The sequence below is a fragment of the Labrenzia sp. 5N genome (assembly GCF_012395805.1).
Taxonomy (GTDB): domain Bacteria; phylum Pseudomonadota; class Alphaproteobacteria; order Rhizobiales; family Stappiaceae; genus Roseibium; species Roseibium algicola.
Genome location: NZ_JAAZTM010000020.1, coordinates 411,177 through 435,551 on the forward strand (window position 1 = coordinate 411,177; position 24,375 = coordinate 435,551).

The 24,375-nt window shown below is 57.0% G+C and carries 21 protein-coding genes; 9 read left to right on the top strand and 12 right to left on the bottom strand.

Annotated features, from left to right (window positions below):
* Positions 1-62: 62 nt before the first annotated feature.
* Positions 63-1,280 carry a deoxyguanosinetriphosphate triphosphohydrolase gene (locus HEP89_RS22415; protein ID WP_168693070.1) on the bottom strand — a complete coding sequence of 406 codons (1,218 nt, stop codon included), beginning with the start codon at positions 1,278-1,280 and terminating at the stop codon, positions 63-65.
* A 154-nt stretch (positions 1,281-1,434) separates the two neighbouring features.
* On the opposite strand from HEP89_RS22415, the gene erpA reads away from it, so the two are divergent.
* On the top strand, positions 1,435-1,776 hold the full coding sequence (gene erpA, locus HEP89_RS22420) for an iron-sulfur cluster insertion protein ErpA (RefSeq protein WP_022998733.1): 342 nt from the start codon (positions 1,435-1,437) through the stop codon (positions 1,774-1,776).
* A 67-nt stretch (positions 1,777-1,843) separates the two neighbouring features.
* A complete protein-coding gene (gene xth, locus HEP89_RS22425; RefSeq protein ID WP_168693071.1) occupies positions 1,844-2,626 on the top strand; it encodes an exodeoxyribonuclease III in 783 nt (260 codons plus the stop codon).
* 642 nt (positions 2,627-3,268) lie between these two features.
* Here the strand turns inward: xth and HEP89_RS22430 are convergent.
* Positions 3,269-4,126, bottom strand: coding sequence for a tetratricopeptide repeat protein (locus HEP89_RS22430; RefSeq protein ID WP_173013998.1), 858 nt, complete (start codon positions 4,124-4,126; stop codon positions 3,269-3,271).
* A gap of 588 nt (positions 4,127-4,714) precedes the next feature.
* On the opposite strand from HEP89_RS22430, the gene parE reads away from it, so the two are divergent.
* The 4 genes from parE (at position 4,715) to HEP89_RS22450 (ending at position 10,521) form a co-directional block, all read left to right on the top strand.
* Entirely contained in the window at positions 4,715-6,760 is a 2,046-nt protein-coding gene (gene parE, locus HEP89_RS22435; protein ID WP_168693072.1) for a DNA topoisomerase IV subunit B, read from the top strand.
* 99 nt (positions 6,761-6,859) lie between these two features.
* Positions 6,860-7,588 (top strand): sulfotransferase family 2 domain-containing protein, encoded by a 729-nt coding sequence (locus HEP89_RS22440; RefSeq protein WP_139314249.1) that lies wholly within the window; start codon positions 6,860-6,862, stop codon positions 7,586-7,588.
* 299 nt (positions 7,589-7,887) lie between these two features.
* The gene (locus HEP89_RS22445; RefSeq protein WP_055654145.1) at positions 7,888-9,336 is read left to right on the top strand and encodes a DEAD/DEAH box helicase; all 1,449 of its coding nucleotides are present in this window, start codon (positions 7,888-7,890) and stop codon (positions 9,334-9,336) included.
* 123 nt (positions 9,337-9,459) lie between these two features.
* Positions 9,460-10,521 carry a GGDEF domain-containing protein gene (locus tag HEP89_RS22450; protein WP_022998740.1) on the top strand — a complete coding sequence of 354 codons (1,062 nt, stop codon included), beginning with the start codon at positions 9,460-9,462 and terminating at the stop codon, positions 10,519-10,521.
* Positions 10,522-10,596: 75 nt separating this feature from the next.
* On the opposite strand, the gene tenA is transcribed toward HEP89_RS22450, so the two are convergent.
* The 8 genes from tenA to HEP89_RS22490 all read right to left on the bottom strand — a co-directional run bounded on the left by tenA (position 10,597) and on the right by HEP89_RS22490 (position 18,343).
* Complete coding sequence (gene tenA / locus HEP89_RS22455) at positions 10,597-11,259, bottom strand: thiaminase II (protein WP_197923278.1); 663 nt, start codon at positions 11,257-11,259, stop codon at positions 10,597-10,599.
* A gap of 32 nt (positions 11,260-11,291) precedes the next feature.
* Positions 11,292-11,669, bottom strand: a complete 378-nt coding sequence (gene sufA, locus HEP89_RS22460) for a Fe-S cluster assembly scaffold SufA (protein WP_022998742.1) — start codon at positions 11,667-11,669, stop codon at positions 11,292-11,294.
* A 73-nt stretch (positions 11,670-11,742) separates the two neighbouring features.
* Entirely contained in the window at positions 11,743-12,138 is a 396-nt protein-coding gene (locus HEP89_RS22465) for an SUF system Fe-S cluster assembly protein (RefSeq protein WP_006933232.1), read from the bottom strand.
* Between the two features lie 11 nt (positions 12,139-12,149).
* Entirely contained in the window at positions 12,150-13,406 is a 1,257-nt protein-coding gene (locus HEP89_RS22470) for a cysteine desulfurase (protein WP_075283955.1), read from the bottom strand.
* Positions 13,407-13,441: 35 nt separating this feature from the next.
* The gene (gene sufD, locus HEP89_RS22475) at positions 13,442-14,761 is read right to left on the bottom strand and encodes a Fe-S cluster assembly protein SufD (protein WP_168693073.1); all 1,320 of its coding nucleotides are present in this window, start codon (positions 14,759-14,761) and stop codon (positions 13,442-13,444) included.
* A gap of 14 nt (positions 14,762-14,775) precedes the next feature.
* Complete coding sequence (gene sufC, locus HEP89_RS22480; protein ID WP_006933229.1) at positions 14,776-15,531, bottom strand: Fe-S cluster assembly ATPase SufC; 756 nt, start codon at positions 15,529-15,531, stop codon at positions 14,776-14,778.
* A gap of 66 nt (positions 15,532-15,597) precedes the next feature.
* Positions 15,598-17,070, bottom strand: coding sequence for a Fe-S cluster assembly protein SufB (gene sufB / locus HEP89_RS22485; protein ID WP_031268546.1), 1,473 nt, complete (start codon positions 17,068-17,070; stop codon positions 15,598-15,600).
* Positions 17,071-17,173: 103 nt separating this feature from the next.
* Positions 17,174-18,343: a cysteine desulfurase family protein gene (locus HEP89_RS22490; RefSeq protein ID WP_168693074.1), complete on the bottom strand. Its 1,170-nt coding sequence runs from the start codon at positions 18,341-18,343 to the stop codon at positions 17,174-17,176.
* Positions 18,344-18,642: 299 nt separating this feature from the next.
* On the opposite strand from HEP89_RS22490, the gene HEP89_RS22495 reads away from it, so the two are divergent.
* The 3 genes from HEP89_RS22495 to HEP89_RS22505 all read left to right on the top strand — a co-directional run bounded on the left by HEP89_RS22495 (position 18,643) and on the right by HEP89_RS22505 (position 20,737).
* Positions 18,643-19,311, top strand: coding sequence for an alpha/beta hydrolase (locus HEP89_RS22495; RefSeq protein WP_022998747.1), 669 nt, complete (start codon positions 18,643-18,645; stop codon positions 19,309-19,311).
* A 60-nt stretch (positions 19,312-19,371) separates the two neighbouring features.
* Complete coding sequence (locus HEP89_RS22500; protein WP_168693075.1) at positions 19,372-19,848, top strand: GNAT family N-acetyltransferase; 477 nt, start codon at positions 19,372-19,374, stop codon at positions 19,846-19,848.
* A 97-nt stretch (positions 19,849-19,945) separates the two neighbouring features.
* Positions 19,946-20,737, top strand: a complete 792-nt coding sequence (locus HEP89_RS22505) for a GNAT family N-acetyltransferase (RefSeq protein ID WP_168693076.1) — start codon at positions 19,946-19,948, stop codon at positions 20,735-20,737.
* Positions 20,738-20,764: 27 nt separating this feature from the next.
* On the opposite strand, the gene HEP89_RS22510 is transcribed toward HEP89_RS22505, so the two are convergent.
* Together HEP89_RS22510 and HEP89_RS22515 are read right to left on the bottom strand one after the other, a co-directional pair.
* Positions 20,765-21,247 carry a DUF2155 domain-containing protein gene (locus tag HEP89_RS22510; RefSeq protein ID WP_088665247.1) on the bottom strand — a complete coding sequence of 161 codons (483 nt, stop codon included), beginning with the start codon at positions 21,245-21,247 and terminating at the stop codon, positions 20,765-20,767.
* Positions 21,248-21,424: 177 nt separating this feature from the next.
* The gene (locus tag HEP89_RS22515; RefSeq protein WP_168693077.1) at positions 21,425-24,355 is read right to left on the bottom strand and encodes a valine--tRNA ligase; all 2,931 of its coding nucleotides are present in this window, start codon (positions 24,353-24,355) and stop codon (positions 21,425-21,427) included.
* Positions 24,356-24,375: the final 20 nt, after the last annotated feature.

A 24,375-nucleotide genomic window follows, 5' to 3' on the forward strand; every position in this document is an offset into this window, starting at 1 on the left:
GCCCCCGCGCGCTGCGAAGGAAAAGCCTTCGGCGCCACGGGGCTGTAAAGTTGCCTCTGCGCCTACCCCAAATCAGGAGTGTCGTCAAACAGTCTGCGGTGCTCTTCGATGGCGTATCGGTCGGTCATTCCGGCGATATAGTCGCAAACCAGTCGCGCGACTTCCGCTTCACCCAGATTGCCAAGACCACTGTTCCATGGTTTCGGCATGAGGTCCGGCTCCGCAAGGAACCTTGTGAACAGGTCCCGCACAACCCGGGCAACCAGCTTTCGAACTGCAAGAACATCTTCATGCCGGTAGACACGGGCGAACAGGAACCGTTTCACTTCCTTTTCCGCAGCGGTCATGTCCGCAGAGAAACCGACGAGACAACGCCCCGCCATGCGAATCTCCTGGACGCTTTGCGGAGCAACGTCATTCAGATTACGCACCGCTTCGCGAATGACATCCTCGACCATGCGCGTGATCGATCGCCTGACGATCTCGTGGATACGTCGGCTCTCTTCGAGACCCGGATATTTGCCATCGACCTCGGCAAGGATGTCGGCCAGGAACGGCACATCGCGCATGTCTTCGATCGCAAACAGCCCTGCCCTCAATCCGTCATCGAGATCATGCGCGTCATAGGCAATATCATCGGCAATGGCAGCGGCCTGTGCCTCTGCACCAGGCCAGGTGTGCAACAGGAGGTCCTGTTTCCTGGCATAGTCGCGGATCGCAAACGGCAACTGGCTGTCCTTGAACTTTCCGAGCGGCGCACCGCTGGCATCAATCAAGGGGCCGTTGTGCTTGACCAACCCTTCCAGAGTTTCCCAGGCCAGGTTCAGACCGTCGAATTCGGCATAGCGCTGCTCCAGATGGGTCACGACCCTCAGTGATTGCGCGTTGTGGTCGAACCCGCCGAAGGGTGCCATGCACTCATGCATGACGTCTTCGCCTTCATGCCCAAACGGCGTGTGACCGAGATCATGTGACAAGGCCAGGCATTCCGCCAGATCTTCATCAAGCCGCAAAGCGCGTGCCAGCGAGCGCGCGATTTGCGATACCTCGATGGTGTGGGTCAACCGTGTGCGAAAATGGTCACCTTCGTGATAGACGAAAACCTGCGTCTTGTGCTTGAGCCTGCGAAACGCGGAAGAATGAATAATCCTGTCCCGATCCCGCTGGAAGGGTGTCCGCGTCGGGCTTTCAGGCTCGGGGAAGAGCCTTCCCCGGCTTTCCAGAGGGTTTTCCGCGTAGATTGCGCGGGATTGTCCCCCAAATCCGATATCCGCTTTCATCAGTTTCCAGCCATCCTTCACAGAACCGGTCCGCGTTTGCTGTTGCTCGGGCCGCGGGCAACACATTGACGCGGGCGGTCGCAAAACATACTTATCTGAACAAATCAGGTTTAACGTTCCCGCACATTGCCGGAACTAAGCGAGTCGGTGAAAGATGACCGAAACACTTGAAATTGGCGTAACAGTCAGCGACCGCGCTGCCAAGCGCATTGCATCGATTTTGTCCAAGGAACCGGGCGGCAGCATGCTGCGTGTCAGTGTGGAAGGTGGCGGCTGTTCCGGACTGCAGTACAAATATGACGTGGTCGACAGCCGCGAAGACGACGACCTGGTGATCGAAAAGCCTGGGGCAACGGTTCTGATCGATTCCATTTCCCTTCAATATATGAGCGGATCGGAAATCGATTTCGTCGATGATCTGATTGGCCAATCTTTTCAGATCAACAACCCGAATGCGGTCGCCGGATGTGGCTGCGGCACCAGTTTCACGATCTGACACTGTTGCGATACCGCATTGACGCCGGTTGCCCCGGCAGTTTCGAACAATTGAGGCAACCGCGCTCATGAAAATTGCGACCTGGAACATAAACGGCGTCAAGGCGCGTATCGACACTGTCCTTGAGTGGCTCAAGGAAGCGTCTCCGGATGTCGCCTGCCTTCAGGAAATCAAGTCCGTCGACGAGAACTTTCCCCGTCAACCGTTTGAAGACCTCGGTTACGCCGTCGAAACACACGGCCAAAAGGGTTTCAACGGCGTGGCGCTTCTGTCCAAGACGCCGCTGACTGATATTCAGCGCGGCTTGCCCGGAAACGATGCGGACGAACAGGCCCGTTATATTGAAGGCAGCCTGTCGACGGATAGCGGCCAGGTTCGAATCGGTTGCCTCTACCTTCCCAACGGCAATCCGCTGGGAACAGAAAAATTTCCGTACAAGCTCGAGTGGATGGACCGGTTGATTGCGCATGCTCAAATGCGTCTTTCAGAGGAAACGCCATTCCTGCTGCTGGGAGACTACAATGTGATCCCCGATCCGGTGGATGCCAAGAACCCGCAGAACTGGCTGGAAGACGCTCTCTTTCAGCCTGAGAGCCGGCAACGCTTCCGTGCCCTCACCCACCTCGGCTTGACCGAAGCAGTCCGGTCCTGCAGCGAAGCGCCGGAAACATTCACGTTCTGGGACTATCAGGCAGGTGCCTGGCAAAAAAACAATGGCATTCGGATCGATCATATTCTGATGTCTCCGCAGGCCACAGACCGGTTCTCAGGCTGCGGTATCGATAAGCATGTGCGCGGCTGGGAAAAGCCGTCGGATCATGTGCCAGTCTGGGTGAAGTTGGCTGCTTGAGACTGAAACTGCCTCCAGAAATCCAACTACTCCATTGCTGATGCAGGCGTGAAGCGCGGTGCGTGCCCGGAAACCGGGCTTGCAGTCGGCTGACGTCATGGTAAGCTTTTTTCCATCATGGGATGACGCTCAGCCGACCAACATCCGCGACGGCGACATGCGGAACAGACACACCGGTAACGACTTCGATTACCGGTCGTTCGGTCTTTACTGTCACCGCATGGTTGATTTTGGGTCTGGTTCTTGGGTCAGGCAGCGCAGCTCGGGCGCAAGACGTCTCGTGTACCTGCCGATACCAGGGCGAGAAATACGGCGTAGGTGAATCTATCTGCCTGAAGAGCCCATCCGGGCTGAGAATGGCGACATGTGAGATGGTGCTGAACAATACGTCATGGCAGATCAGCAACGCGCCTTGCCCACTGACCCAAATTCAAAGCCCTGCGATCGATAAATTCACGACCAGTCGTCCGACGACACCAGCTCATCCTTCAGGTTGAAGTCCACTCATAAGATAAAGCGGATTTTCTGAAACCCTGGCTCTCTCCAGCTTCGAGCCGGAGCAGAGATGACATGGCTTGTGCGAAAGCCATTGCAGCCGATCACACGTACATGGTGTTCAGATCGGTCTCTATGAGCTTGAGGTTATTGAGCGGGCAACTGCTGTGCGGTGAGCACGTCCGGGCGATTTTGCTTCAACCATCCGTCAGCCATTGATCTGGCCATCTGCCTGACAGGCTCGGGCGAAACCGCGAAATACTGCTCGTGCATGGAATGGATCCAGCTGGCATCCGTCCCCTTGGCCTGTTCCCGGGCAACGGTCATCCACATCAGGCCGCGAGCTTTTTTCTTGTCCGACGTACCGAGTGCATAGAGCGTTTCACCAAGGCGTGCCTGGGCACCCACATGACCCTTGAGCGCGGCAAGATTGTACCAACGAACGGCCATGCGGCTGTTGTTTTCCTGGTACATGCGGCCAAGTTCATACTGGGCATCGGCATCGCCGAAATAGGACGCGGCATGCGTGAAGATCTGACGGGCACGTGATTCATTCTTGGGCACAGCGCCGTCGATGCCGTTCAGATAGTAGGAACCGAGCGCAACGAAAGCGCTTGAGACGAAGGGAGCATCCGGTGCATCGGGGCGATCTTCCCCGTGCTCACGAACGATCTGACTGTAATATTCGAAGGCCTTGAGGTCGTCTTCCTTGACGCCGTCGCCGGAGGCATACATTTCGCCCAGCTTCCAGGCGGCCATGGGCTGACCGTTTTCGGCGGCATACTGCAGCGACCCAAGCGCAGCCGCCTTGTCGCCGGAATAATATTGGCGGGCACCGGCCCGCAGTGCTTCAGACGGGGAAAGATCGTTCGGACCGATCGCCCGTGCAGGCGCCGGCTGACCGTCAAAGGCGGCCACGGGCCCTGTCAGGCCGATCAGGATCAACGCACCGAGCACGGTTCCGGCTCTTCCCATGCGTTGAAGCTTTGTGCTGTTCTTAGGCATCCCAGTCACACTATTATCCGTCGGCAACGAAACAGATCCCCGACGGACTTTCTTGTTTTTTGTCCGCGCCAAGCGCATTTGCTGTCTCTTTGGTCCCAAAAGCATATGCCTGCGGGACCCACTGTTTCGGAGTGGCCTAAATTGGCCGATCATTTCGTCTTAAGTTGGGCCATACGACGCCGAAATAAGACCATTTCCTGACACTTTTGTCCGGACTGTGAACCACTTCAGGAGTTGATCCCGATCTGGTCGTCCCAGACATTAGCGTAACGGGTGACGGGCAAACATGGCCGAACAGGGGCAACGGCGGCAAACCGGGGCCCTGCAAATGACTCTGTCAGTAACTGTTGCGGAATTGGCACATATTGTGACCGCCCCTCTCCCATTCAAGACCCCTATTTCAACACAGGCGGGTTGATGATGTGTTTCCAGATCGGTTTTTTGGGCCCCTGGCTGTTGAAAACGGGGGCTTTTGGCCAATTACCTTTGCCGTTCTATCTTTGTCCTTCAAACTGAGACATGATTCGGTGTAGGTAACAGCGCTGAGTTTGTAAAAACTATGACCCAAGACCCATCAGGCGATACGGAATGAGCGCAAAAGACGATCTATTTGCAGGCAACGCGGCGGTCTCTGCCCCAATGATACGAGATGAGCCCGCCCCAGCTCCGCAAAAGCCGCGTCCCGTTGCGCCTGTCGCGGTCAGCGACGATTATTCAGCGGCCGACATCGAGGTTCTAGAAGGGCTCGAGCCGGTTCGGCGCCGGCCAGGCATGTATATTGGCGGCACTGATGAAAAGGCGTTGCATCACCTCTTTGCCGAAGTGATCGACAACTCCATGGATGAGGCGGTTGCCGGCCATGCGACGTGGATCGACGTGTCGCTTTCCAACGATGGCTATCTGACGATCACCGACAACGGCCGCGGTATTCCTGTCGACCCTCACCCGAAGTTCAAGGACAAGTCCGCACTCGAAGTGATCATGACGACGCTGCATGCGGGCGGCAAGTTCGACAGCAAGGTCTACGAGACCTCTGGCGGTCTGCACGGTGTCGGAATTTCCGTGGTCAACGCGCTGTCAGAGGAACTGATTGTAGAGGTCGCACGCAGCCGCAAGCTCTATCGCCAGATCTTCCGCCGTGGTCACGCCCAGGGTCCTCTCGAGCTGGTTGGCGACACCCAGAACAGACGCGGGACCCAGGTCAGCTTCAAACCAGACGATCAAATCTTCGGCAAAGGCGCCAAATTTGTCCCGGCGCGCCTTTTGAAGATGGCACGGTCCAAGGCCTATCTCTTTGGCGGTGTTGAGATCCGCTGGCACTGCGCACCTGAATTGCTGTCTGAAAAGGACGAGACACCGGCTGAGGCCGTGTTTCACTTCCCCGGCGGTCTTCGCGACTTTCTCAACGAAAGACTGACCAAGGAACGCCGTGTCGTCGACGACGTGTTCTTCGGCCGCACCGACAACGCCGGCAAACACGGGTCCGTGGAATGGGCAGTGAGCTGGTTTGCCGGCGACGGCTTTGTCAGTTCCTACTGCAACACCGTGCCGACACCGGAAGGCGGAACTCACGAAGCGGGTTTTCGATATGCCCTGCTGCGTGGCCTCAAGGCATATGGCGAACTGACAAACAACAAGAAGGCATCCATCATCACCGGCGATGATGTGATGACATCAGCCGGCGGAATGCTGTCCGTCTTCATCCGTGAGCCTGAATTCGTCGGCCAGACCAAAGACAAACTGGCGACCAACGAAGCCACGCGCATTGCGGAGACGGCTGTCCGTGATGCATTTGACCATTGGCTGACAGCCTCCCCCAACCAGGCAAACAAGCTTCTGGAGTGGGTTATCGATCGCGCGGATGAGCGCTTGCGCCGTCGCCAGGAAAAAGACGTCGCCCGCAAGACAGCCGTGCGCAAGCTGCGCCTCCCGGGCAAACTTGCCGACTGCTCGGCAAACCAGTCCGATGGAACCGAACTCTTCATCGTGGAGGGTGACTCGGCAGGTGGTTCGGCCAAACAGGCGCGCAACCGTTCCAACCAGGCCGTCTTGCCCTTGCGCGGCAAGATCCTGAACGTCGCAAACGCCGGCCGCGACAAACTCGTTGCCAACCAGCAGCTCGCCGATCTCATCCAGGCCCTTGGCTGCGGCACGCGCTCCCAATACCGGGAAAGTGACCTGCGGTACGAGAAGATCGTCATCATGACGGATGCTGACGTCGACGGCGCCCACATTGCATCACTTTTGATTACTTTCTTTTACCGCGAAATGCCGGAGCTAATCCGTGGCGGCCATCTCTTCCTGGCCGTGCCACCACTCTATCGTCTCAGCCAGGGGGGGAAGACCCTCTATGCACGCGACGATGCCCATAAAGACGAATTGATGGAGACCGTCTTCAAGGGTAAATCCAAGGTGGAAATCGGCCGTTTCAAGGGTTTGGGTGAAATGTTGCCGGCTCAGCTGAAGGAAACGACGATGGATCCGTCCAAGCGGACCATGCTGAAGGTCGTTGTAGAAGAAGAAGCTGTAACAGACACCAACGACACCGTTGAACGGCTGATGGGCAACAAGCCGGAAGCGCGCTTCCGGTTCATTCAGGACAACGCTGAATTCGCTGAGGATCTTGATATTTAGCCGCAACAGCAGGTATTTTGATCTATATCTTTTTTTGAAGAGGTTGGGCGGGCGTATATTTTTGCCCGCACTGCCTATTTGACCGGTCGGAAACGTAGCATGTTAAACCGGATGTATTCGATACTGGACAGACGGCTTCGCCCCTTGCGAAATCATGTCTTCCTGGCTTTTCCCAAGCACAAGATCGCCTTTGCCCGTATCGCAGAACCTGCTTTTCAACTTCTGCGCCCGGTTCTTCATTGCCTTGCCGGTACCGACAAGCTAAAGGCCCTTTCCGGTTTTGATCTTCGGACCGCCGCCACGGAACGGCTGCTCTTCCATGGGAATGTGGAGTTACTGACAGCACGCGAACTCAAGCGACGGCATCCCGAAATGAAAGTCGCGGCCTGGGTCCAGGATCCGATGCATCGGTTGGCCTACTGTTATGAGAAAGTCATCCTGAGTGCCGATCCGCTTCCTGCCTATTATGAAGAGCGCCAGTTCAATCAGGACATGACACCTCAGGAGTTCGTGTCACACGTTGCGTCGATCTCGGACCTGGAAGCAGACAATCTGTTTCGCAGCCAGACAGCTGCCCTCACCTACAAAGGTATGTTGACGGCCGATCTGATCTTGCAGCTTGAAGATTTCGACCAGTCATTCGCGACTTTTCTTTCGGAAAGCTCTCTCAGGTTCCGCACGAAATCTCCTGTCGCGTATCACGTGGACAATTTTGTCGGCAGGGACACGCTGTTGTCCTTTACCGAAGACAGCCTGGTTCAGCAGCTGCGGCGGCGCTACAAGTCAGACTACGACCTGTTCTACAAACCGGCGGCTCTTTCTGCCTGACGCTGCGCAATTTTACGTATCGAATACCGGCTGAAGCGATACTTTCGGAAACACATACCTTCGTTTGCGCCTGCATTTTGGGCAACGCATACTGATTTTCCAGCCGATTTCATGAACCAACTTGGTTGCACTATTAACTGAGATGGCAAATCGTACTCGGAATTACTCGATTTTCTTGAGATTTTACCTCTCAAGCGCATTGACACCTGAGCGCATGAATGTAGGGTGTGCGCACATTGGCACCGGCGGTTCCCACGGCGCCGCCGATTAACAATCACAACATTCGGGCAAAGCGCTCCATGGCATTTAATACTCTCGGTCTTAGCGAGAAGGTCCTCGCTGCAGTTGAAGCAGCAGGTTATAAGGAACCCACGGCAATCCAGTCGGGAGCCATTCCGCAGGTGCTTGAGCGCCGCGACATCCTTGGCATTGCCCAGACCGGAACCGGCAAGACCGCAAGTTTCACACTGCCCATGCTGACGCTGCTCGAAAAGGGTCGCGCTCGTGCGCGGATGCCGCGCACGCTCATCCTGGAACCGACGCGAGAACTCGCTGCGCAGGTTGAAGAGAATTTCGCCAAATACGGCACCAACCATAAACTCAATGTCGCCCTGCTGATCGGCGGTGTTTCCTTTTCCGACCAGGACAAGAAGCTCGACCGTGGCACAGATGTTCTGATCGCGACGCCTGGCCGTCTGCTTGATCACTTCGAGCGCGGCAAGCTGTTGTTGCAGGGCGTTGAAATCCTTGTCATCGACGAAGCCGATCGTATGCTCGACATGGGCTTCATTCCGGATATCGAGCGGATCTGCAAACTGATCCCGTTCACTCGTCAGACGCTTTTCTTCTCGGCGACGATGCCACCAGAAATCCAGCGTCTGACCGAAACGTTCCTGCAAAACCCGGCCCGTATCGAAGTTGCTCCGACCTCGTCGACGGCTGAAAACGTCGCTCAGTTTCTGAAGGCAGCCGAGTCCAAGGACTACGAAAAGCGCGCAGCCCTGCGCGAACTGCTGGAAGGTGCTGAAGACCTCAAGAATGCGATTGTGTTCTGCAACCGCAAACGGGACGTGACGACGCTTTACCGCTCTCTGGAGCGTCATGAATACAACGTCGGCGCTCTCCATGGCGACATGGACCAGCGTACCCGCATGATGATGCTGGACAATTTCCGGAAGGGAACGATCAAGCTCCTTGTCGCAAGTGACGTTGCCGCGCGTGGCCTCGATATTCCCGAGGTCAGCCACGTCTTCAACTTCGATGTTCCGAGCAATGCCGAAGACTATGTCCACCGGATTGGCCGGACGGGCCGCGCCGGACGCAAGGGCACAGCCTTCACGCTCGTAACCGGTGAAGACCAGAAATACCTCGATGCCATTCAGACATTGATCAAGAAGGACATCGACTGGCTGGGCGATGCGATAGACTTCGAAGCTGCCGCTCAGGAACGCAAGGCACGCCGCAAGGCCGGCAAGCCTTCCAGGAACGCACGGTCGAGCAACGACAACGAGGCTGCAGAACAACCCAAGCCTTCCAATCGTCGCCGGTCGCAGAGCAAGCCACGCGAAGTCGTGGAAGAGCAGATGGAGGAACTCCCGGAAATGCTGAACCCGACACCGGTCTCAAACCTGCCGCAACGGCAGACTGGCAAGCGCTCCAGAAACGATAAACTGGAACCTGCCTTCGGTGCTGGCGTTCACATTCCTGCGTTTCTCCTGCGTGAGCCGCGGCCTAAAAAGGCCTCGTAACGCCGAATTCTCTCCAGGTTTTGCTTTAAGCTTAACGGCTCCTTAAACCTTCCAGCCGAGTTTAAAACCTAGTTCTTGTGTCCGTGTGGGGCGGATTCGCAAGGCATGGGTGAGAGAAACTTGATGGCGGATGAAGACGACCATAAGCGGACTATCCAGTATGGAGAGTCCGCAATCAGTTACATCAAGAAGAATGTGCTGCCAGCCTACCCTCGTTCCTACGAGCTTTGGTACACTTACGCGGCTGGATACAATCAAGGCCTGAACAGGGCCGTCAATGAATCCATAAAATCCAACGGCAGGATCAGCACCGACGAGATGCTGACCCTTTACGGTCGTTTCCTGTCGCCGACACGGCTCGGTGATCGCCTGGATGAAGTTGGCTCCAAGGTTTCCCGGGAAGTTGAAGAACTGGTCGACACGCTAAAGCTGAGTGCTGACGCCACGTCCGATTATGGCACCGCGCTCGAGCAGGCAGGTGAAAAGATCAGGTCGGTCTCCGATCCGGAGAAATTACAGAACTACGTCACACATCTGGTGAAATCGACCCAGAATGCAGTTGCGTCCAACCGCAAGCTGGAGAGCCAGCTGCTGGAGTCCAAGAAACACATTGAGAACCTGCAGTCGTCACTGGAAGCGATCCGCTACGAATCCCTGACGGACGAGCTGACAACACTCAACAATCGCAAACACTTCGAGAACTCGATTGAACGTGTCATCGATCAATCGAAGGAGAGCGGTCGTGGTTTCTCCTTGCTGATGACCGATATCGATCACTTCAAGAAGTTCAACGACACCTATGGCCACCAGACTGGCGACCAGGTTCTGCGACTTGTCGCACTTGCGGTTAAACAGAACATCAAGGCACAGGACATCGCCTGCCGGTATGGCGGTGAGGAATTTGCGATCATTCTGCCACATGTCGGGCTCGAAGATGCTGCCGAAATTGGCGAGAACATCCGAAATGCGGTGATGTCCAAAGAACTCGTGAAACGTTCAACGGGAGAAAATCTCGGCCGTGTGACCATCTCTGTCGGCATCGCAACCTACGAGAACATCGATACGGTCCATTCCATCGTTTCGCGCGCGGACGAAGCGCTCTACCTTGCAAAAGATGCCGGTCGAAACCTAGTGAAGACTGAAAAGGATCTTGCAGGAGTGGATCAACGAGAAGACGTTGCCTGATCCAAGGCATCGTCCCTGATCAAGTATCAAGTTTCTAAATTCATTGGAAAAACAGGGGCTGAGCAGAAAACTGTCTCAGTCTTTTGCATTCAGCCCCATCTGCCAGAAATCACTTTCCAGACGGCAGGCCTTCTCAAATATGGACAGCACGCGCGGATAGCGGTGCTCCGTCAACGTCTGGCCTGCAGTTCCGTCGAGCCAGGCGATAAAGCCTTTTGCGAGTTCCTGATAGCCTTCACTGGCGTATTCCCGGATCCAGCGTGCGTAGGGATTGCGATCGGTGTCGCAGCCTTCCGCGGCCAGCCTGGCTCCAATTTCCGCATAACCAATTACGCAAGGTGCAAGAGCGGCCTGGAGGTCCAGGAGATCACCAGCCATACCGGCATCGAGCACAAAGCGCGTATAAGCCATTGTGGGCGTGTCTTCTGGTGCCTGCTCGATCATGTCACGCTCCATGCCCCAACTGCGGCACATCTCGACATGCAGATCGAGTTCATCATCCAGAATCGCCTTTACCCCCTCCAGTGACTGACGCATGTCGGTGACTGACGGGCTTTTGTAGACGCCAAGCGCATAAGCGCGGGCGAACTGGATGAGAAACAGATAGTCCTGAACCAGGTAGTGCTTGAAACAAGATAACGGCAGCGTTCCCGCGCCAAGCTGCTGAACAAATGCGTGACGGGTGTAGTCTGACCATTGCGGACCGGCGTCGGCCTTCAGCCGCTCGAAAAGGCTCATGAAAATCTCATCGAATAGATAGAAAGGCGCGATCAGCGTGCCAGGGCATTCAGGTCCGCAGCCTGAAGCGAAACGGATTCCCCACAGCCACAGGCGGACACTTCATTCGGGTTCTTGAAGATGAAGCCTGAACGGAACTTGGTCACTTCGAAGTCCATTTCCGTGCCGAGCAGAAAGAGCACGGCAGAAGGATCCACGAAGAGTTTCGCCCCCTTGTCTTCAACGGCATCATCACCAGGCCGCGCCGCATCCACCATTTCCATGGTGTATTCCATACCGGCACAGCCGCCCTTCTTGATACCGACACGCAAGCCGATGGCATTCTTGTCAGAGTTCTCGACAAGTTCCTTCACGCGCTCGGCGGCGGCGTCAGTCAGGGTCATCACCTGGAATTTAGCGGCGGAAGCCATATGATCCTCGTTCAGTGCAGCGAATGCTAAACCTGATATGGGGTTTCAGCTTATCCGATTAAAGGCTTGAAGCTCAATACCAGTTGAGCGCAACCTTCGCTTCGTCAGACATGCGATCGGGTGTCCAGGGAGGGTCGAAGACCATATCGACGTTGACCGGCCCCACCCCTGCAACCGCAGAAACGGCATTTTCCACCCAGCCCGGCATTTCGCCAGCCACAGGGCAGCCAGGGGCCGTCAGGGTCATGTCGATGTTGATCGACCTGTCATCCTCGATATCGACTTTGTAGATCAGGCCAAGCTCATAGATGTCGCACGGAATTTCCGGATCGTAGACCGTCTTCAGAGCACCGATAATATCGGTGGTCAGCTGGTCGAGTTCATTTGCCGGAATGGCGCTCTTGGCCGAGACTTCCGTCTGCAACTCTTCGCCGTCCGCGCCGGTATCGATTGTGGTAGCGTTTTCCATGGGGTCCGTCCTTACCCGAAAAAGCTCTGAGCCTTCAACAGGGCTTCATACAGCGCGTCCACTTCCGCACGCGTGTTGTAAAGCCCGAAGCTTGCCCGACATGTAGAGGTCACACCATATCTTGCCAAGAGCGGCTGTGCACAATGGGTCCCTGCCCGCACGGCGACCCCTGCCCGGTCGATGATCGTGGCAACGTCGTGCGCGTGGGCGCCCTGCAGTTCGAACGAGACAATTGCACCCTTGTCCGGCGCATCCCCGAAAATCCGCAGCGAGTTGATCTCGCGCAGTTTCCGGTGGGCATAATCCTTCAGATCAGCTTCGTGGCGTGCAATGTTTTCACGGCCTATCGCATCCATATAGTCGAGAGCCGCGCCAAGACCGATTGCCTGCACGATCGGTGGCGTACCTGCCTCAAACCTGTGCGGCGGTTCATTATAGGTAACAAGGTCCTCGGTCACGTCGAGGATCATCTCGCCGCCACCGTTGAAGGGACGCAAGGCTTTCAACCGATCCGGCTTGCCCCACAAGACCCCGATGCCCGACGGCCCATAGACCTTGTGTCCCGTGAAGACATAGTAATCGCAGTCGATGTCCTGAACGTCGACAGGAAGATGTACGGCCGCCTGGCTTCCGTCCACAAGCACCGGGATGCCCCGTTCATGCGCGATCCGGCAAACTTCCTTCACCGGAACGACCGTGCCCAGAACATTCGACATGTGCGTGAGCGCAACCAGTCTTGTCTTGTCCGTCAAGGTATCAGCAAAGGCATCGAGATCGAACGAGCCATCCTCGCGAACATAGACCCATTTCAACTTCGCACCGTGACGCTCCCGATGGAAATGCCAAGGCACGATGTTGGAGTGGTGCTCCATGATCGACAGAACGATCTCACCGCCATCGGCAAAATAGTCGGGCCCGAGGCCATATGACACCAGGTTGATCGCTTCGGTCGTGGACTTGGTGAAAACCACCTCATCGACGGATCCGGCATTCAGGAAACGGCGCACTTTCTCGCGCGCGGCTTCATAGTTGTCCGTTGCGGTATTCGACAGGAAATGCAGGCCACGATGAACGTTGGCGTACTCCTCCGAGTAAGCCTTGGTCACCGCATCTATCACCTGCTGGGGTTTCTGGGCGGAAGCACCGTTATCCAGATAGACCAGCGGCTTGCCGTAAACCTCTCGCGACAGGATCGGAAAATCCCGACGGATGGTTTCGACGTCGTAACCGGTGTTGCCGGTTGTTTCTTCTGCGGTCGCGACCGTCATGCGGCGCTGCTCCTTATTCCCGTTCGCTTCAGATGTCAGTGATTGGCAAGCCAGTCACGCACGCGCGCTTCCAGGCCCTCGGTCACTTCGTCCTCGCCGTATTCTTCAATCGCTTCAGACAGGAAAGCGAGTACCAGAAGGGTCTTTGCCTCGTCTTCCGGAATGCCACGGGCGCGCAGGTAGAAGAGCAGATCCTCATCAATCTGTCCGCTGGTCGCACCGTGAGCGCACAATACGTCGTCCGCGAAAATCTCCAGTTCCGGCTTGTTGGCCATTTCCGCGTCCTCGGAAAGGAGCAGAGCCTGGGTCATCATCTCGCCATCGGTTTTCTGCGCATGCTGGGCAACGTTGATGCGGCCCTGGTAGACACCCCTGGCCTCGCCGTCCAGAACGGTCTTGAAGAACTCGCGGCTGTTGCAGTGTGGCACAGCATGATCGACGATCAGCGTCTGATCAGCCAGCGATTTACCGCCCGCCATGGTCACGCCGTAGATTTTCGCTTCCGAATTTTCGCCGGTAAAGTTGATGAATTGCTGGTTGCGCGTGAACTGCGGTCCAGCGATGAAGCCAAGCGATTTCAGCTCGGTTTCAGCGCCAAGCGTTGCGATTGTCGTAAACAGCTGCGCGGCGTCCGTCTTGCCGACGATCAATCGCGTGGCAGCAAGCGCTGCCTTGTCGGCGAGATCGTAGTCAAACACCGTGTTCAGTTCCCCTTCACCGGTATCTCCGACAAAGGTTTCCAGAAGACGTAATTTTGCGCCTTCGCCAAGTTCGATGCGGTTGCGGACGGCCTGCGCGCCCGTGGAAGTCGCCACCTGAACCAGCTCGACCGGCTTGGACACTTCCACGCCCGCCGCGACTGTCATGACGACGCCGCCTTGGAGGAAGGCAGTGTTCAAGGCAACGACACCGTCGGACGGTCCCGTCTTTGGCGACGCAATCAACTGGGTGCCTGTTTCGCCGGCAAGAGCATCGGCAACACTTGTCAGGGTTACACCTTCGCCTGCGAGCGCTTCCACGTCCGAAAGCTCGGCAAGATAGGACCCATTGGCAACGACGATGCGGTACCGGTCGAGATCTCCGAAGCCGTCCTGTGTCTCGATCAGCTTGCTGGCAATGGCCGCGTCAGTTGCACCCGCAAGGGAGGCAGCCGACTTCATGTAGGCACGCAGGTCGGAATACTTGTATTCCTCTACACGGCGATGCGGCAGTCCACGGTCCCGAATCTGGCCGAGCGCCGCTTCGCGGAGAGCCTTGACGGCAACCGAGCCGGCCAAACCGTCTTTCGCGCTGTCGAAGCGCTCCAGCAGGTCGCTTTCCGCCTGGGTGTGTTTGATGGGTGCGCTGGCGTTCATATCGCTTTGCTCCCTCAGGCGGCCGTGTCGATGTAGTCGGCGTAACCGTTCTTTTCCAGCTCCAGCGCAAGGTCCTTGTCACCGGTCTTGACGATGCGGCCCTTGGACAGAACGTGGACGACATCCGGAACGATGTGGTCAAGCAGACGCTGATAGTGGGTGATCACCACCATGGCGCGATCGGGACCGCGCAGCTTGTTCACGCCTTCAGAAACGATCCTGAGCGCATCGATGTCGAGGCCCGAATCCGTCTCGTCGAGAACGCAGAGCTTCGGCTCAAGCAAGGACATCTGCAGAATTTCCGCACGCTTCTTCTCGCCACCCGAGAAGCCCACATTGAGCGGGCGCTTCAGCATATCCATGGAGACGTTCAGGTGGCCGGCAGCCTCCTTGACGCGCTTCATGAAGTCCGGGATCGACAGCGTGTCCTCACCGCGCGCCTTGCGCTGTGCGTTCATCGCCGTCTTGAGGAATTCCATGGTGGCAACACCCGGGATTTCGATCGGGTACTGGAACGCCAGGAACAGGCCCGCAGCAGCGCGCTCATCCGGCTCCATCTCAAGAAGGTTCTCTCCGTTGAACAGGATCTCGCCTTCGGTAACCTCGTAGTCGTCCTTGCCGGCCAGGATGTAGGACAGCGTCGACTTGCCGGAACCGTTCGGGCCCATGATGGCGTGTACTTCGCCTGCATTGATGGTCAGATCGATGCCGCGCAGGATCTCTGTTTCGTCTTCCGCAATGCGGGCATGCAGGTTTTTGATCTCAAGCATTGAGATTGTTCCTCGTATTTCGGCGGGCATTCAAGGCCCAAATCAATTCGTAACTTTGCAGGCCCTCTAGCCCACGGATCCTTCCAGGCTGATCGAGATCAGCTTCTGTGCCTCGACGGCGAATTCCATGGGCAGCTGCTGGATGACGTCCTTGACGAAACCGTTGACGATCAGCGCCACGGCTTCTTCTTCCGACAATCCGCGCTGCAGGCAGTAGAACATCTGGTCGTCCGAGATCTTCGAGGTGGTCGCCTCGTGTTCGAACTGGGCCGAGGCATTCTTGCTCTCGATGTAAGGCACGGTGTGAGCACCGCAGTCCTGGCCAATCAACAGTGAGTCACACTGGGTGAAGTTGCGCGCATTCGAGGCCTTGCGGTGAGCGGAGACCAGGCCACGATAAGTGTTCTGGGACTTGCCTGCGGAAATGCCCTTGGAAATGATCCGGCTGGAAGAATTCTTGCCCAGGTGGATCATCTTTGTGCCGCTGTCGACCTGCTGGTAGCCGTTGGAAACCGCGATCGAATAGAACTCACCACGCGAATTTTCGCCGCGCAGGATGCAGGACGGGTATTTCCAGGTAATCGCCGAACCGGTCTCGACCTGCGTCCAGGAGATCTTGGAATTCTTGCCGCGGCAGTCGCCACGCTTCGTGACGAAATTATAGATGCCGCCCTTGCCGTCCTTGTCGCCCGGGAACCAGTTCTGGACGGTGGAGTACTTGATCTCCGCATCATCCAGGGCCACCAGTTCAACGACAGCGGCATGAAGCTGGTTCTCGTCACGCTGAGGTGCCGTACAGCCTTCCAGGTAGGACACGTAAGCGCCCTTCTCGGCAATGATCAGCGTACGTTCGAACTGTCCGGTGTTCTGTTCGTTGATACGGAAATAGGTCGACAGTTCCATTGGGCAGCGAACGCCTTCAGGCACATAGACAAAGGATCCATCCGAAAAGACAGCCGAGTTCAGCGTCGCGTAGTAGTTGTCGGTCACCGGAACGACGGAGCCAAGATACTTCTTCACCAGATCCGGATATTCGCGCAGTGCTTCGGAAATGGAGCAGAAGATGACGCCGGCTTTCTTCAGCTCTTCCTTGAACGTGGTCACGACGGAAACGGAATCGAACACAGCATCGACCGCAACCCGGTTCTTCGGCTCGACACCGGCCAGGATTTCCTGCTCGCGCAGCGGAATACCGAGCTTTTCGTAGGTCGCCAGCAGTTCCGGATCGACTTCGTCCAGGCTTTTCGGGCCTTCGACGGATTTCGGGGACGCCCAATAGTAGAGGTCGTCGAGATCGATCTTCGGGTAGGAAACGCGCGCCCAGGTCGGCTCTTCCATTTGCTGAAAGCGGCGGAGCGCATCAAGGCGCCATTCGGTCATCCACTCCGGCTCGTTCTTTTTAGCCGACAGAAAGCGAACGGTTTCCTCGGACAGGCCTTTGGCGCCTTTTTCCGACTCGATATCGGTCACAAAGCCGTATTTATACTGGTCGACATCGATGGCTTTCACCGTATCGATGGTTTCCTGTACAGCTGGCATGTCTTGCCTCCATTCAACAGGCCTCGTGCCTGCTTTTGTTATTTCCTGCAGGGACCTTGTCACCTGCGCCATGTCTGGCAGCGAAGCTGCCTAAATCTTGTCGTCAAGCCGCCTGATGACGTGCTTGCGGATTGAGCCTGCCGACGATTTTCGGCCACAGCTCAAGGAACCTGTCGATATCGGCGCCGCAGGTATTCCACCCCATGCTGATACGCAAGGCGCAGCGGGCAAGATCTTCCGGAACGCCCATGGCTGTCAGCACATGAGACACGGACACCTTGCCGGAAGAACAGGCTGAACCGGATGAAACCGAGATATGGTCGAGATCGAAGGCGATCAGCGCGGTTTCTGCCGGAATGCCCGGAACGGCAAAGCAACAGGTGTTGGACAGTCTTTCAGCCTTGTCGCCAAAAATAACTGTCGAAGGACAAATCGCGCACAGCCCGGCTTCGAGCTTCGCCTTCATATCGCTCAGATGGCGCGTATCGGCCGATTCTTCAAGAGCAGCCTTGCTGGCAATGCCGAAGCCGGCGATTGCCGAAACGTTTTCCGTTCCGCCGCGGCGCCAGTTTTCCTGACCACCACCAACCATCAAAGGCGCAGGTACACGGGCCGTTGAACGCACCACAACCGCGCCAATGCCTTGCGGACCACCGAACTTGTGAGCAGACAGCGTCAGGACATCTGCCTTCCAGCTTTCCAGATCGATCGGCATCCGGCCGGCAGCCTGAACCGCGTCGACGTGAAAGAAGTGGCCGTGTCTTTCGGCAATGGCACCGATTTCGGCAAGAGGCTGGATGACACCGGTTTCATTGTTGGCAGCCATTACGGAAATGAGGCTTGGCCCGGCGTCCTTGACAGCCAGTTCGAGGGCACCGAGCTCAACACGGCCATCGCTGTCGACAGGTATGACCACCTGATCGGAAACCGCAAAGCGTCCGCCGGTCATCACGGAAAGATGCTCGATCGCGCTCCTGAACAACTTGTCGAGGTAAACGGGCGCTCCCTGGTCCTGCCAGGTCGGTGAAAGCGCCGTCATGTTCGCTTCCGTTCCGCCGGACACAAATGTCACAGCACGGTTCCTGGCATTGCAAAGACGGGCGACCTGTTCGCGTGCGGTTTCAATGCGTCCACGCGCCTTGCGGCCGTGAGCATGAACGGAGGATGCGTTGCCTGCATCATTCAGCACCTCGATCATGACCTCACGCGCGGTTTCGCGCAGAGGCGCGCCGGCGTTGTGGTCCAGATAGATCGGGGCTGACTGCTGCTGCATAGCGCCTCTTACGCTTGAACTCGAGTTTCGCAAAAATCGAATTTTCGCTTTATTATCAGTCACATGTGCGAAAAACCTTGAATTTTTCCGCCATGATGACGATAACTGCCCCCAACCGGTCGAACCGAGCATCGTCTGCCTGTTGAGGGATGGTGCGAACTTTCGAATAATTCTAAACAGGGTTCTAGAAACTCGGAGACAAAGAGTCAAGTTTAGACTTACGGGAAACCACGTATCGTGAGCCCAAATTACCGCGCGATCTTCTTCTGCGCGACAAAATGACAAGGACATAGCGTTTCATGCCTGAGGTGATCTTCAACGGTCCCGCCGGCCGGCTTGAGGGCCGGTTCCATCCCGCCAGAAAACGCAACGCGCCCATTGCCCTGGTTCTGCATCTGCATCCGCAATTCGGCGGCACGATGAACAACCAGATCGTCTACCAGATGTACTACATGTTCGCCCGGCGCGGATTTGCAGTGCTGCGTTTCAACTTCCGCGGCGTCGGCCGGTCGCAAGGCTCCTTCGACCATGGCCAGGGCGAACTGTCCGATGCAGCGGCGGCTCTCGACTGGGTGCAGACCGTACACACAGACGCCCGCGCCTGCTGGATTGCCGGTTTCTCGTTCGGTGCCTGGATCGGCATGCAGTTGCTGATGCGCCGCCCTGAAGTGGAAGGCTTCATCTCGGTCGCCCCACCGGCAAACCTGCACGACTTCTCTTTCCTGGCCCCCTGCCCGTCCTCCGGCCTGATCATTCATGGTGATAACGACAAGGTCGTTCCGCAGAAGGATGTGCAGACGCTGGTCGACAAGCTGAAAACCCAGAAAGGCATCGTGATCGATCACGAAACCATTCCGGGAGCCAACCATTTCTTCGAAAACGATATGGACGAGCTCATGCAGCGTTGCGGCACATATGTGGATGGGCGGCTTGGGCTGACGCCATCCGATTACGTCGACATCGACTGACACGACACCAAAGCCCGCCACCCGGCGGGCTTTTCATTTGTCCGAACGCCTGCGGTTCTCATGCCCGTGTCAATAGACAGTCTCGTCATCCGCTCGGCAAAGTCCGAAGATTTCCAGGGACTTTGCGCGCTCTATGCCCAACTGATTTCCAACGACATTGCCGCTGATGATGATTTTCGCCTCGAAACTTTTCACCAGATCCTGACGCAACAAGGTGTCGATTTGCTTGTCGGAGAACTGGCAGGCACATTGGTTGCGACCTGCATGCTGATTGTCGTGCCCAATCTGACGCGTGGCTGCGCATCATTCGCCCTTGTTGAAAATGTCGTTACACATGCCGACTGGCGGGGGAGCGGAATTGGAAAGGCACTACTTCGTGTTGCCACCGACAAGGCGTTTTCGGCCGGATGTTTCAAGGTGATGTTGCTGTCGGGTTCAGCCAACAAGGACGCTCATCGGTTCTACGAGAACCTCGGGTTCACCACCTCCAAGACTGGCTTTGAATTACGCGCTCCAGGGTACCCTGCACGCAATTGAGAGCAACCGCCAAGTCCCTGTAACATTTAGCAGACTGGACAGACTGGTATTTGCCTGCCTTGATTTCCCAGATTGAGAACCGGGAGGCGTGAACACGATGGCCGGCTACTTCGGGACGGAACAGCAAATCAAGCTCCAGCAGCGAGCGGAAGAACGTTACGGCTGGACCATGAAGACGCCCGGAGCCTGCTGCAATGTACGCACGCTCGGTACGGACGACCCTGATGCCCTGGGGTTCGACTCCATTTTCGAAGTACTGGCAGAAGATGGCGTGTTCGGGTTTCGTCTGCTTGAGAAAGCCCGTCAGCCCGACCTGGAAAACGCTCTGACAGAAAACGGCTACCGGCTGGACACCTGGGATGTATTCGTGGGCGACACAAATGCGATCCGCGACGCAACAAGGCCGACCCTTTCGACCGCCCTTCCAGGCGGCATTCGCGCATTTTCAGAGCTTGACGGTGCAGAGGGTCCACTGACGCGTTCGTTCCAGGAGTTTATGGCAGCGGCTGGAATCGCTCCGTTCTCAGGATCGTTCCTGAATGGCGATCATGGTGCGGTTGTTTCCGTCGGGTTGATGGATGACGCAGGTTGCCTTGCCGCTTGTGCCCACGCCTATCTGCCGCACAATCATCACAGCCCCTATCACAAGTATGCCTGGGGTGGTCTCGTTGCCGTTGCGCCTGAACATCGCGGTAAAGGGTTCGGCACTTACGTCAATGCGCTGATGGCGGACGCAGCATTGACACGACTTTCAGCGACACATGTCTATGAACTGGTAGCGGCAACGAACACAACATCACGCCGAATGGTCGAAGGTTGCGGGCTTTCGTTGTCGCAAGAACTCTATTCCGGGCTCGCGACCAGAGGAGCAGAACGGTTTACGCGATAAGACCCAAAGCCGTTTTCCGACTTCTGCCTACCCCTGGAAGGGTTTCGGACGCGGCACGCCCGGACCAGTATCCAGACCGTCGTCAGGTCCAGCCAACGGGTCTTCGCCCTCTGCAACGGTGCCTTTAATGGGAGGACCGGCATAATCTTCTGGCGGCGGAACGCTTGAGGCAAGTTTACAATCGGTCAGCCAGATATCGTACACGGGGTGCTCAACCGCGTGGAGGCCCGGGCTGGCTGCAAACATCCAGCCGGAATAGATCCGCCGTACTTCGTTGTTCAGCGTGATTTCATCGACCTGAACAAAACCGGTCGTGAGAGGCGATTCTGTCTGAGGGCGCGTGTGACAGACCCTTGGCGTGACCTGCAGCGCACCGAACTGGACGGTTTCACCAATGTAAACATCGAAGGAGATGATACGTCCGGTGATCTTGTCGAGGCCCGAAAAGACGGCGACCGGGTTTTCGATCTTTTGAGCGTTTGCAGAAACCAGGGGCATGACCATCGCCATCGCCGCGATTCCAAGGCCTGCGCCCAGGCGCTTTACCGCTTTCATCGTGTCAAACTGGTCCGCCATCAGCTTCAATTCGATTCCTCAGGTGCTAAGCATACGTGTGTTCTTTTATGCGGCGCTAGCACCGAATTGCGGCCCGGAAAAGACAAAGCTCGTTCCGGGCCGAGAAATGATCTAGCCGATTTCCGCCAGACGACCGAGCGCCGTCTGGACCTTCTCCAGCTTTTCCTTGGATTCGGCAACTTTTTCGCGTTCGCCGTCAACAACCTCTTCGGGGGCCTTGGCAACGAATGCCGGGTTGGAAAGCTTCTTCTCGATCTTCGAGATCTCACCTTCCAGCTTGCCGGCTTCCTTCTGAAGTCGGGTCTTTTCTGCACCAAGGTCGATGACCCCGGCGAGTGGCAGACAGACCGTGGCTTCGCCAACAATAATCTGGGCCGCTCCGGAGGGAGCTGCATCAGCCAGGGAAACGGTCTCTGCCCTTGCCAGACGAAGAATGGCAGATTCGTGGGTCTTGAGCCGAGCCTTGGTTTGTTCGCTGGCCCCTGTGACGACCACGGAGACCTTCGCACCTGCCGGAATGTTCATTTCCGCGCGAACCGATCTGATTTCGGAAATCAGATCCACGAGCCAGTTGATCTCACCAGCCGCAGCCTCATCGGAAACCTTGGGCTCCGGCCAGGCAGTCAGCATCAGCAAGCCATCATGCGCGTTGCCTTCGTTTCCGAGACGCTCCCACAGTTCTTCCGTCAGGAACGGCATGATCGGATGCAGGACCTTCAAGATTTCGTCCAACGCCCATGCTGCCGTTGCCCGGGTTTCAGCCTTGGCAGCTTCATCATCACCGTTGAAGATCGGCTTTGCGAGTTCCAGGTACCAGTCGCAGAACGTGTTCCAGGTGAACCGATAGGCAGCACCGGATGCATCGTTGAACCGGAAGTCCTCGAGTGCCGTGGTCACCTCGGCGATACAGCGGCTTGCTTCCGTTGCGATCCAACGGTTGAGCGTGTGCTTGGTTGCTGCCGGGTCGAACCCTTCCATCCGGGCACAGCCGTTCATTTCGGCGAACCGGGCAGCGTTCCAGAGTTTGGTGGCAAAGCGCTGACCGCCTTCGGCTGCCTGGTCGGACATTCGAAGCATTCTGCGGGCCTGAACCTCCTGGCTCGCAAGCGCAAACCGGGTGGCATCGGCGCCGAAACGGCCGATCAGATCGAGAGGATCGATCACGTTTCCGGTCGACTTGGACATTTTCTTGCCCTTGCCGTCAACAACGATCGAGTTGAAGTAAACCGTGTGGAACGGCACTTCGTCCATGAAATGAATGCCCTGCATCATCATCCGGGCAACCCAGAAGAAGATGATGTCGAGACCCGTGATGAGCACATCCGTCTTGTAGTAGCGCTCGAGTTCCGGCGTCTTGTGTGGCCAACCAAGCGTCGAAAACGGCCAGAGCGCAGAGGAGAACCACGTGTCCAGGACGTCCTCGTCCCGCGTCAGCGCCTTGCCGCCTGCCATTGCAACGGCCTCTTCCTCGGAATGCGCGCAGTATTCCTTGCCATCTTCATCGTACCAGACAGGGATCTGATGGCCCCACCAGAGCTGGCGGGAAATACACCAGGGCTGAATGTCGTTGAGCCAGTTGAAATAGACCTTGTCGGCGTTGCCGGGAATGAGCTTGGTCGTGCCGTCCTGAACGGCTTTCAGGGCGGGGGCCGCCAGTGTCTTGGCATCGACAAACCATTGGTCCGTCAACATCGGCTCAATGACGACCTTGGAGCGGTCTCCGAACGGCTGCATGATCTTCTTGGATTCAACCAGCGGCAACCGCTCCGGCGCTTCCACGCCTTCCTCCAGCGGACGAACGACGGCCCGGCCAAGCGTGTTCCATTCAGGGGCCTGCCCCTTCATCCAGGTAACGTCCGGATGATCCGCCGGCGCCGTAACTGCCAGACCTTCCGCCGTGATCTGTTCAATAACGCGTTTGCGCGCCTCGAACCGGTCAAGTCCACGCAGATCGTCCGGAACGATATTGATGAGATCGACCTCTTGAATGGTCATCTCTGCGCCCTCGATGATCGCCTGGGCCTTGGCGGCCTCTTCGACATAAGGCGCACCATCGGCGCGCATCGCACCCTTGGTGTCCATCAGGCGGTACATCGGGATCTTGTTGCGCTGAGCGACACCATAGTCGTTGAAATCATGTGCACCGGTGATCTTGACCGCCCCCGAGCCGAAATCCGGATCCGGATATTCGTCGGTGATGATCGGGATCAGACGGCGATGTTCCTTTGGCCCGACCGGGATTTCGCAGAGTTTGCCGACAATTGGCTTGTAACGCTCATCGTCCGGATGAACGGCAACGGCACCGTCACCCAGCATGGTTTCCGGCCGTGTCGTGGCAATCGAAATATAGTCACGGGTCTCGCGAAGGGTGATGTTCCCCTCTTCGTCTTTCTCGACGTATTCATAGGTCGCGCCACCAGCAAGCGGGTAGCGGAAGTGCCACATGTGTCCGTCGGTTTCGATGTTCTCGACCTCGAGATCCGAAATGGCTGTCTCCATCTTCGGATCCCAGTTGACGAGCCGCTTGGACTTGTAGATCAGGCCCTCGTTGTAGAGGTCGACAAAAACCTTGCGGACGGCCTCCGACAGGCCTTCGTCCATGGTGAACCGCTCACGCGACCAGTCGCATGATGCGCCCAGACGCTTGAGCTGAGCGATAATCGCGCTGCCGACTTCTCCCTTGTAGCGCCACGCACGCTGCACGAATGCCTCGCGGCCGATCTCTGTGCGGCTCGGCTCGTTGCGTTCGGCCATCTGTCTTTCGACAGCGATCTGAAGCGCGATCCCCGCATGGTCGGTGCCCGGCTGCCAAAGGGTGTCAAAGCCCTGCATGCGCTTCCAGCGGATCAGGATGTCCTGAAGTGTGTTGTTGAGAGCATGCCCCATGTGCAGCGAACCGTTTACGTTCGGCGGCGGAATTACGATGGAAAAGGAGGCTGCGCCCTCTTTGGCACCAGCTCCGGCCTTGAAGGCCGCCGCCTTTTCCCAGGTTTCGTAAATCCGCGGCTCAACGCTGGCCGCATCGTAGGTCTTATCCAGCATCAGGGTCACTCAATGGGAGA

Bases quoted from the DNA above. Each gene is read 5' to 3' on its own strand.
- HEP89_RS22415 (WP_168693070.1), bottom strand. From the start codon at position 1,280: ATGAAAGCGGATATCGGATTTGGGGGACAATCCCGCGCAATCTACGCG.
- erpA (WP_022998733.1), top strand. From the start codon at position 1,435: ATGACCGAAACACTTGAAATTGGCGTAACAGTCAGCGACCGCGCTGCC.
- xth (WP_168693071.1), top strand. From the start codon at position 1,844: ATGAAAATTGCGACCTGGAACATAAACGGCGTCAAGGCGCGTATCGAC.
- HEP89_RS22430 (WP_173013998.1), bottom strand. From the start codon at position 4,126: ATGCCTAAGAACAGCACAAAGCTTCAACGCATGGGAAGAGCCGGAACC.
- parE (WP_168693072.1), top strand. From the start codon at position 4,715: ATGAGCGCAAAAGACGATCTATTTGCAGGCAACGCGGCGGTCTCTGCC.
- HEP89_RS22440 (WP_139314249.1), top strand. From the start codon at position 6,860: ATGTTAAACCGGATGTATTCGATACTGGACAGACGGCTTCGCCCCTTG.
- HEP89_RS22445 (WP_055654145.1), top strand. From the start codon at position 7,888: ATGGCATTTAATACTCTCGGTCTTAGCGAGAAGGTCCTCGCTGCAGTT.
- HEP89_RS22450 (WP_022998740.1), top strand. From the start codon at position 9,460: ATGGCGGATGAAGACGACCATAAGCGGACTATCCAGTATGGAGAGTCC.
- tenA (WP_197923278.1), bottom strand. From the start codon at position 11,259: ATGAGCCTTTTCGAGCGGCTGAAGGCCGACGCCGGTCCGCAATGGTCA.
- sufA (WP_022998742.1), bottom strand. From the start codon at position 11,669: ATGGCTTCCGCCGCTAAATTCCAGGTGATGACCCTGACTGACGCCGCC.
- HEP89_RS22465 (WP_006933232.1), bottom strand. From the start codon at position 12,138: ATGGAAAACGCTACCACAATCGATACCGGCGCGGACGGCGAAGAGTTG.
- HEP89_RS22470 (WP_075283955.1), bottom strand. From the start codon at position 13,406: ATGACGGTCGCGACCGCAGAAGAAACAACCGGCAACACCGGTTACGAC.
- sufD (WP_168693073.1), bottom strand. From the start codon at position 14,761: ATGAACGCCAGCGCACCCATCAAACACACCCAGGCGGAAAGCGACCTG.
- sufC (WP_006933229.1), bottom strand. From the start codon at position 15,531: ATGCTTGAGATCAAAAACCTGCATGCCCGCATTGCGGAAGACGAAACA.
- sufB (WP_031268546.1), bottom strand. From the start codon at position 17,070: ATGCCAGCTGTACAGGAAACCATCGATACGGTGAAAGCCATCGATGTC.
- HEP89_RS22490 (WP_168693074.1), bottom strand. From the start codon at position 18,343: ATGCAGCAGCAGTCAGCCCCGATCTATCTGGACCACAACGCCGGCGCG.
- HEP89_RS22495 (WP_022998747.1), top strand. From the start codon at position 18,643: ATGCCTGAGGTGATCTTCAACGGTCCCGCCGGCCGGCTTGAGGGCCGG.
- HEP89_RS22500 (WP_168693075.1), top strand. From the start codon at position 19,372: ATGCCCGTGTCAATAGACAGTCTCGTCATCCGCTCGGCAAAGTCCGAA.
- HEP89_RS22505 (WP_168693076.1), top strand. From the start codon at position 19,946: ATGGCCGGCTACTTCGGGACGGAACAGCAAATCAAGCTCCAGCAGCGA.
- HEP89_RS22510 (WP_088665247.1), bottom strand. From the start codon at position 21,247: ATGGCGATGGTCATGCCCCTGGTTTCTGCAAACGCTCAAAAGATCGAA.
- HEP89_RS22515 (WP_168693077.1), bottom strand. From the start codon at position 24,355: ATGCTGGATAAGACCTACGATGCGGCCAGCGTTGAGCCGCGGATTTAC.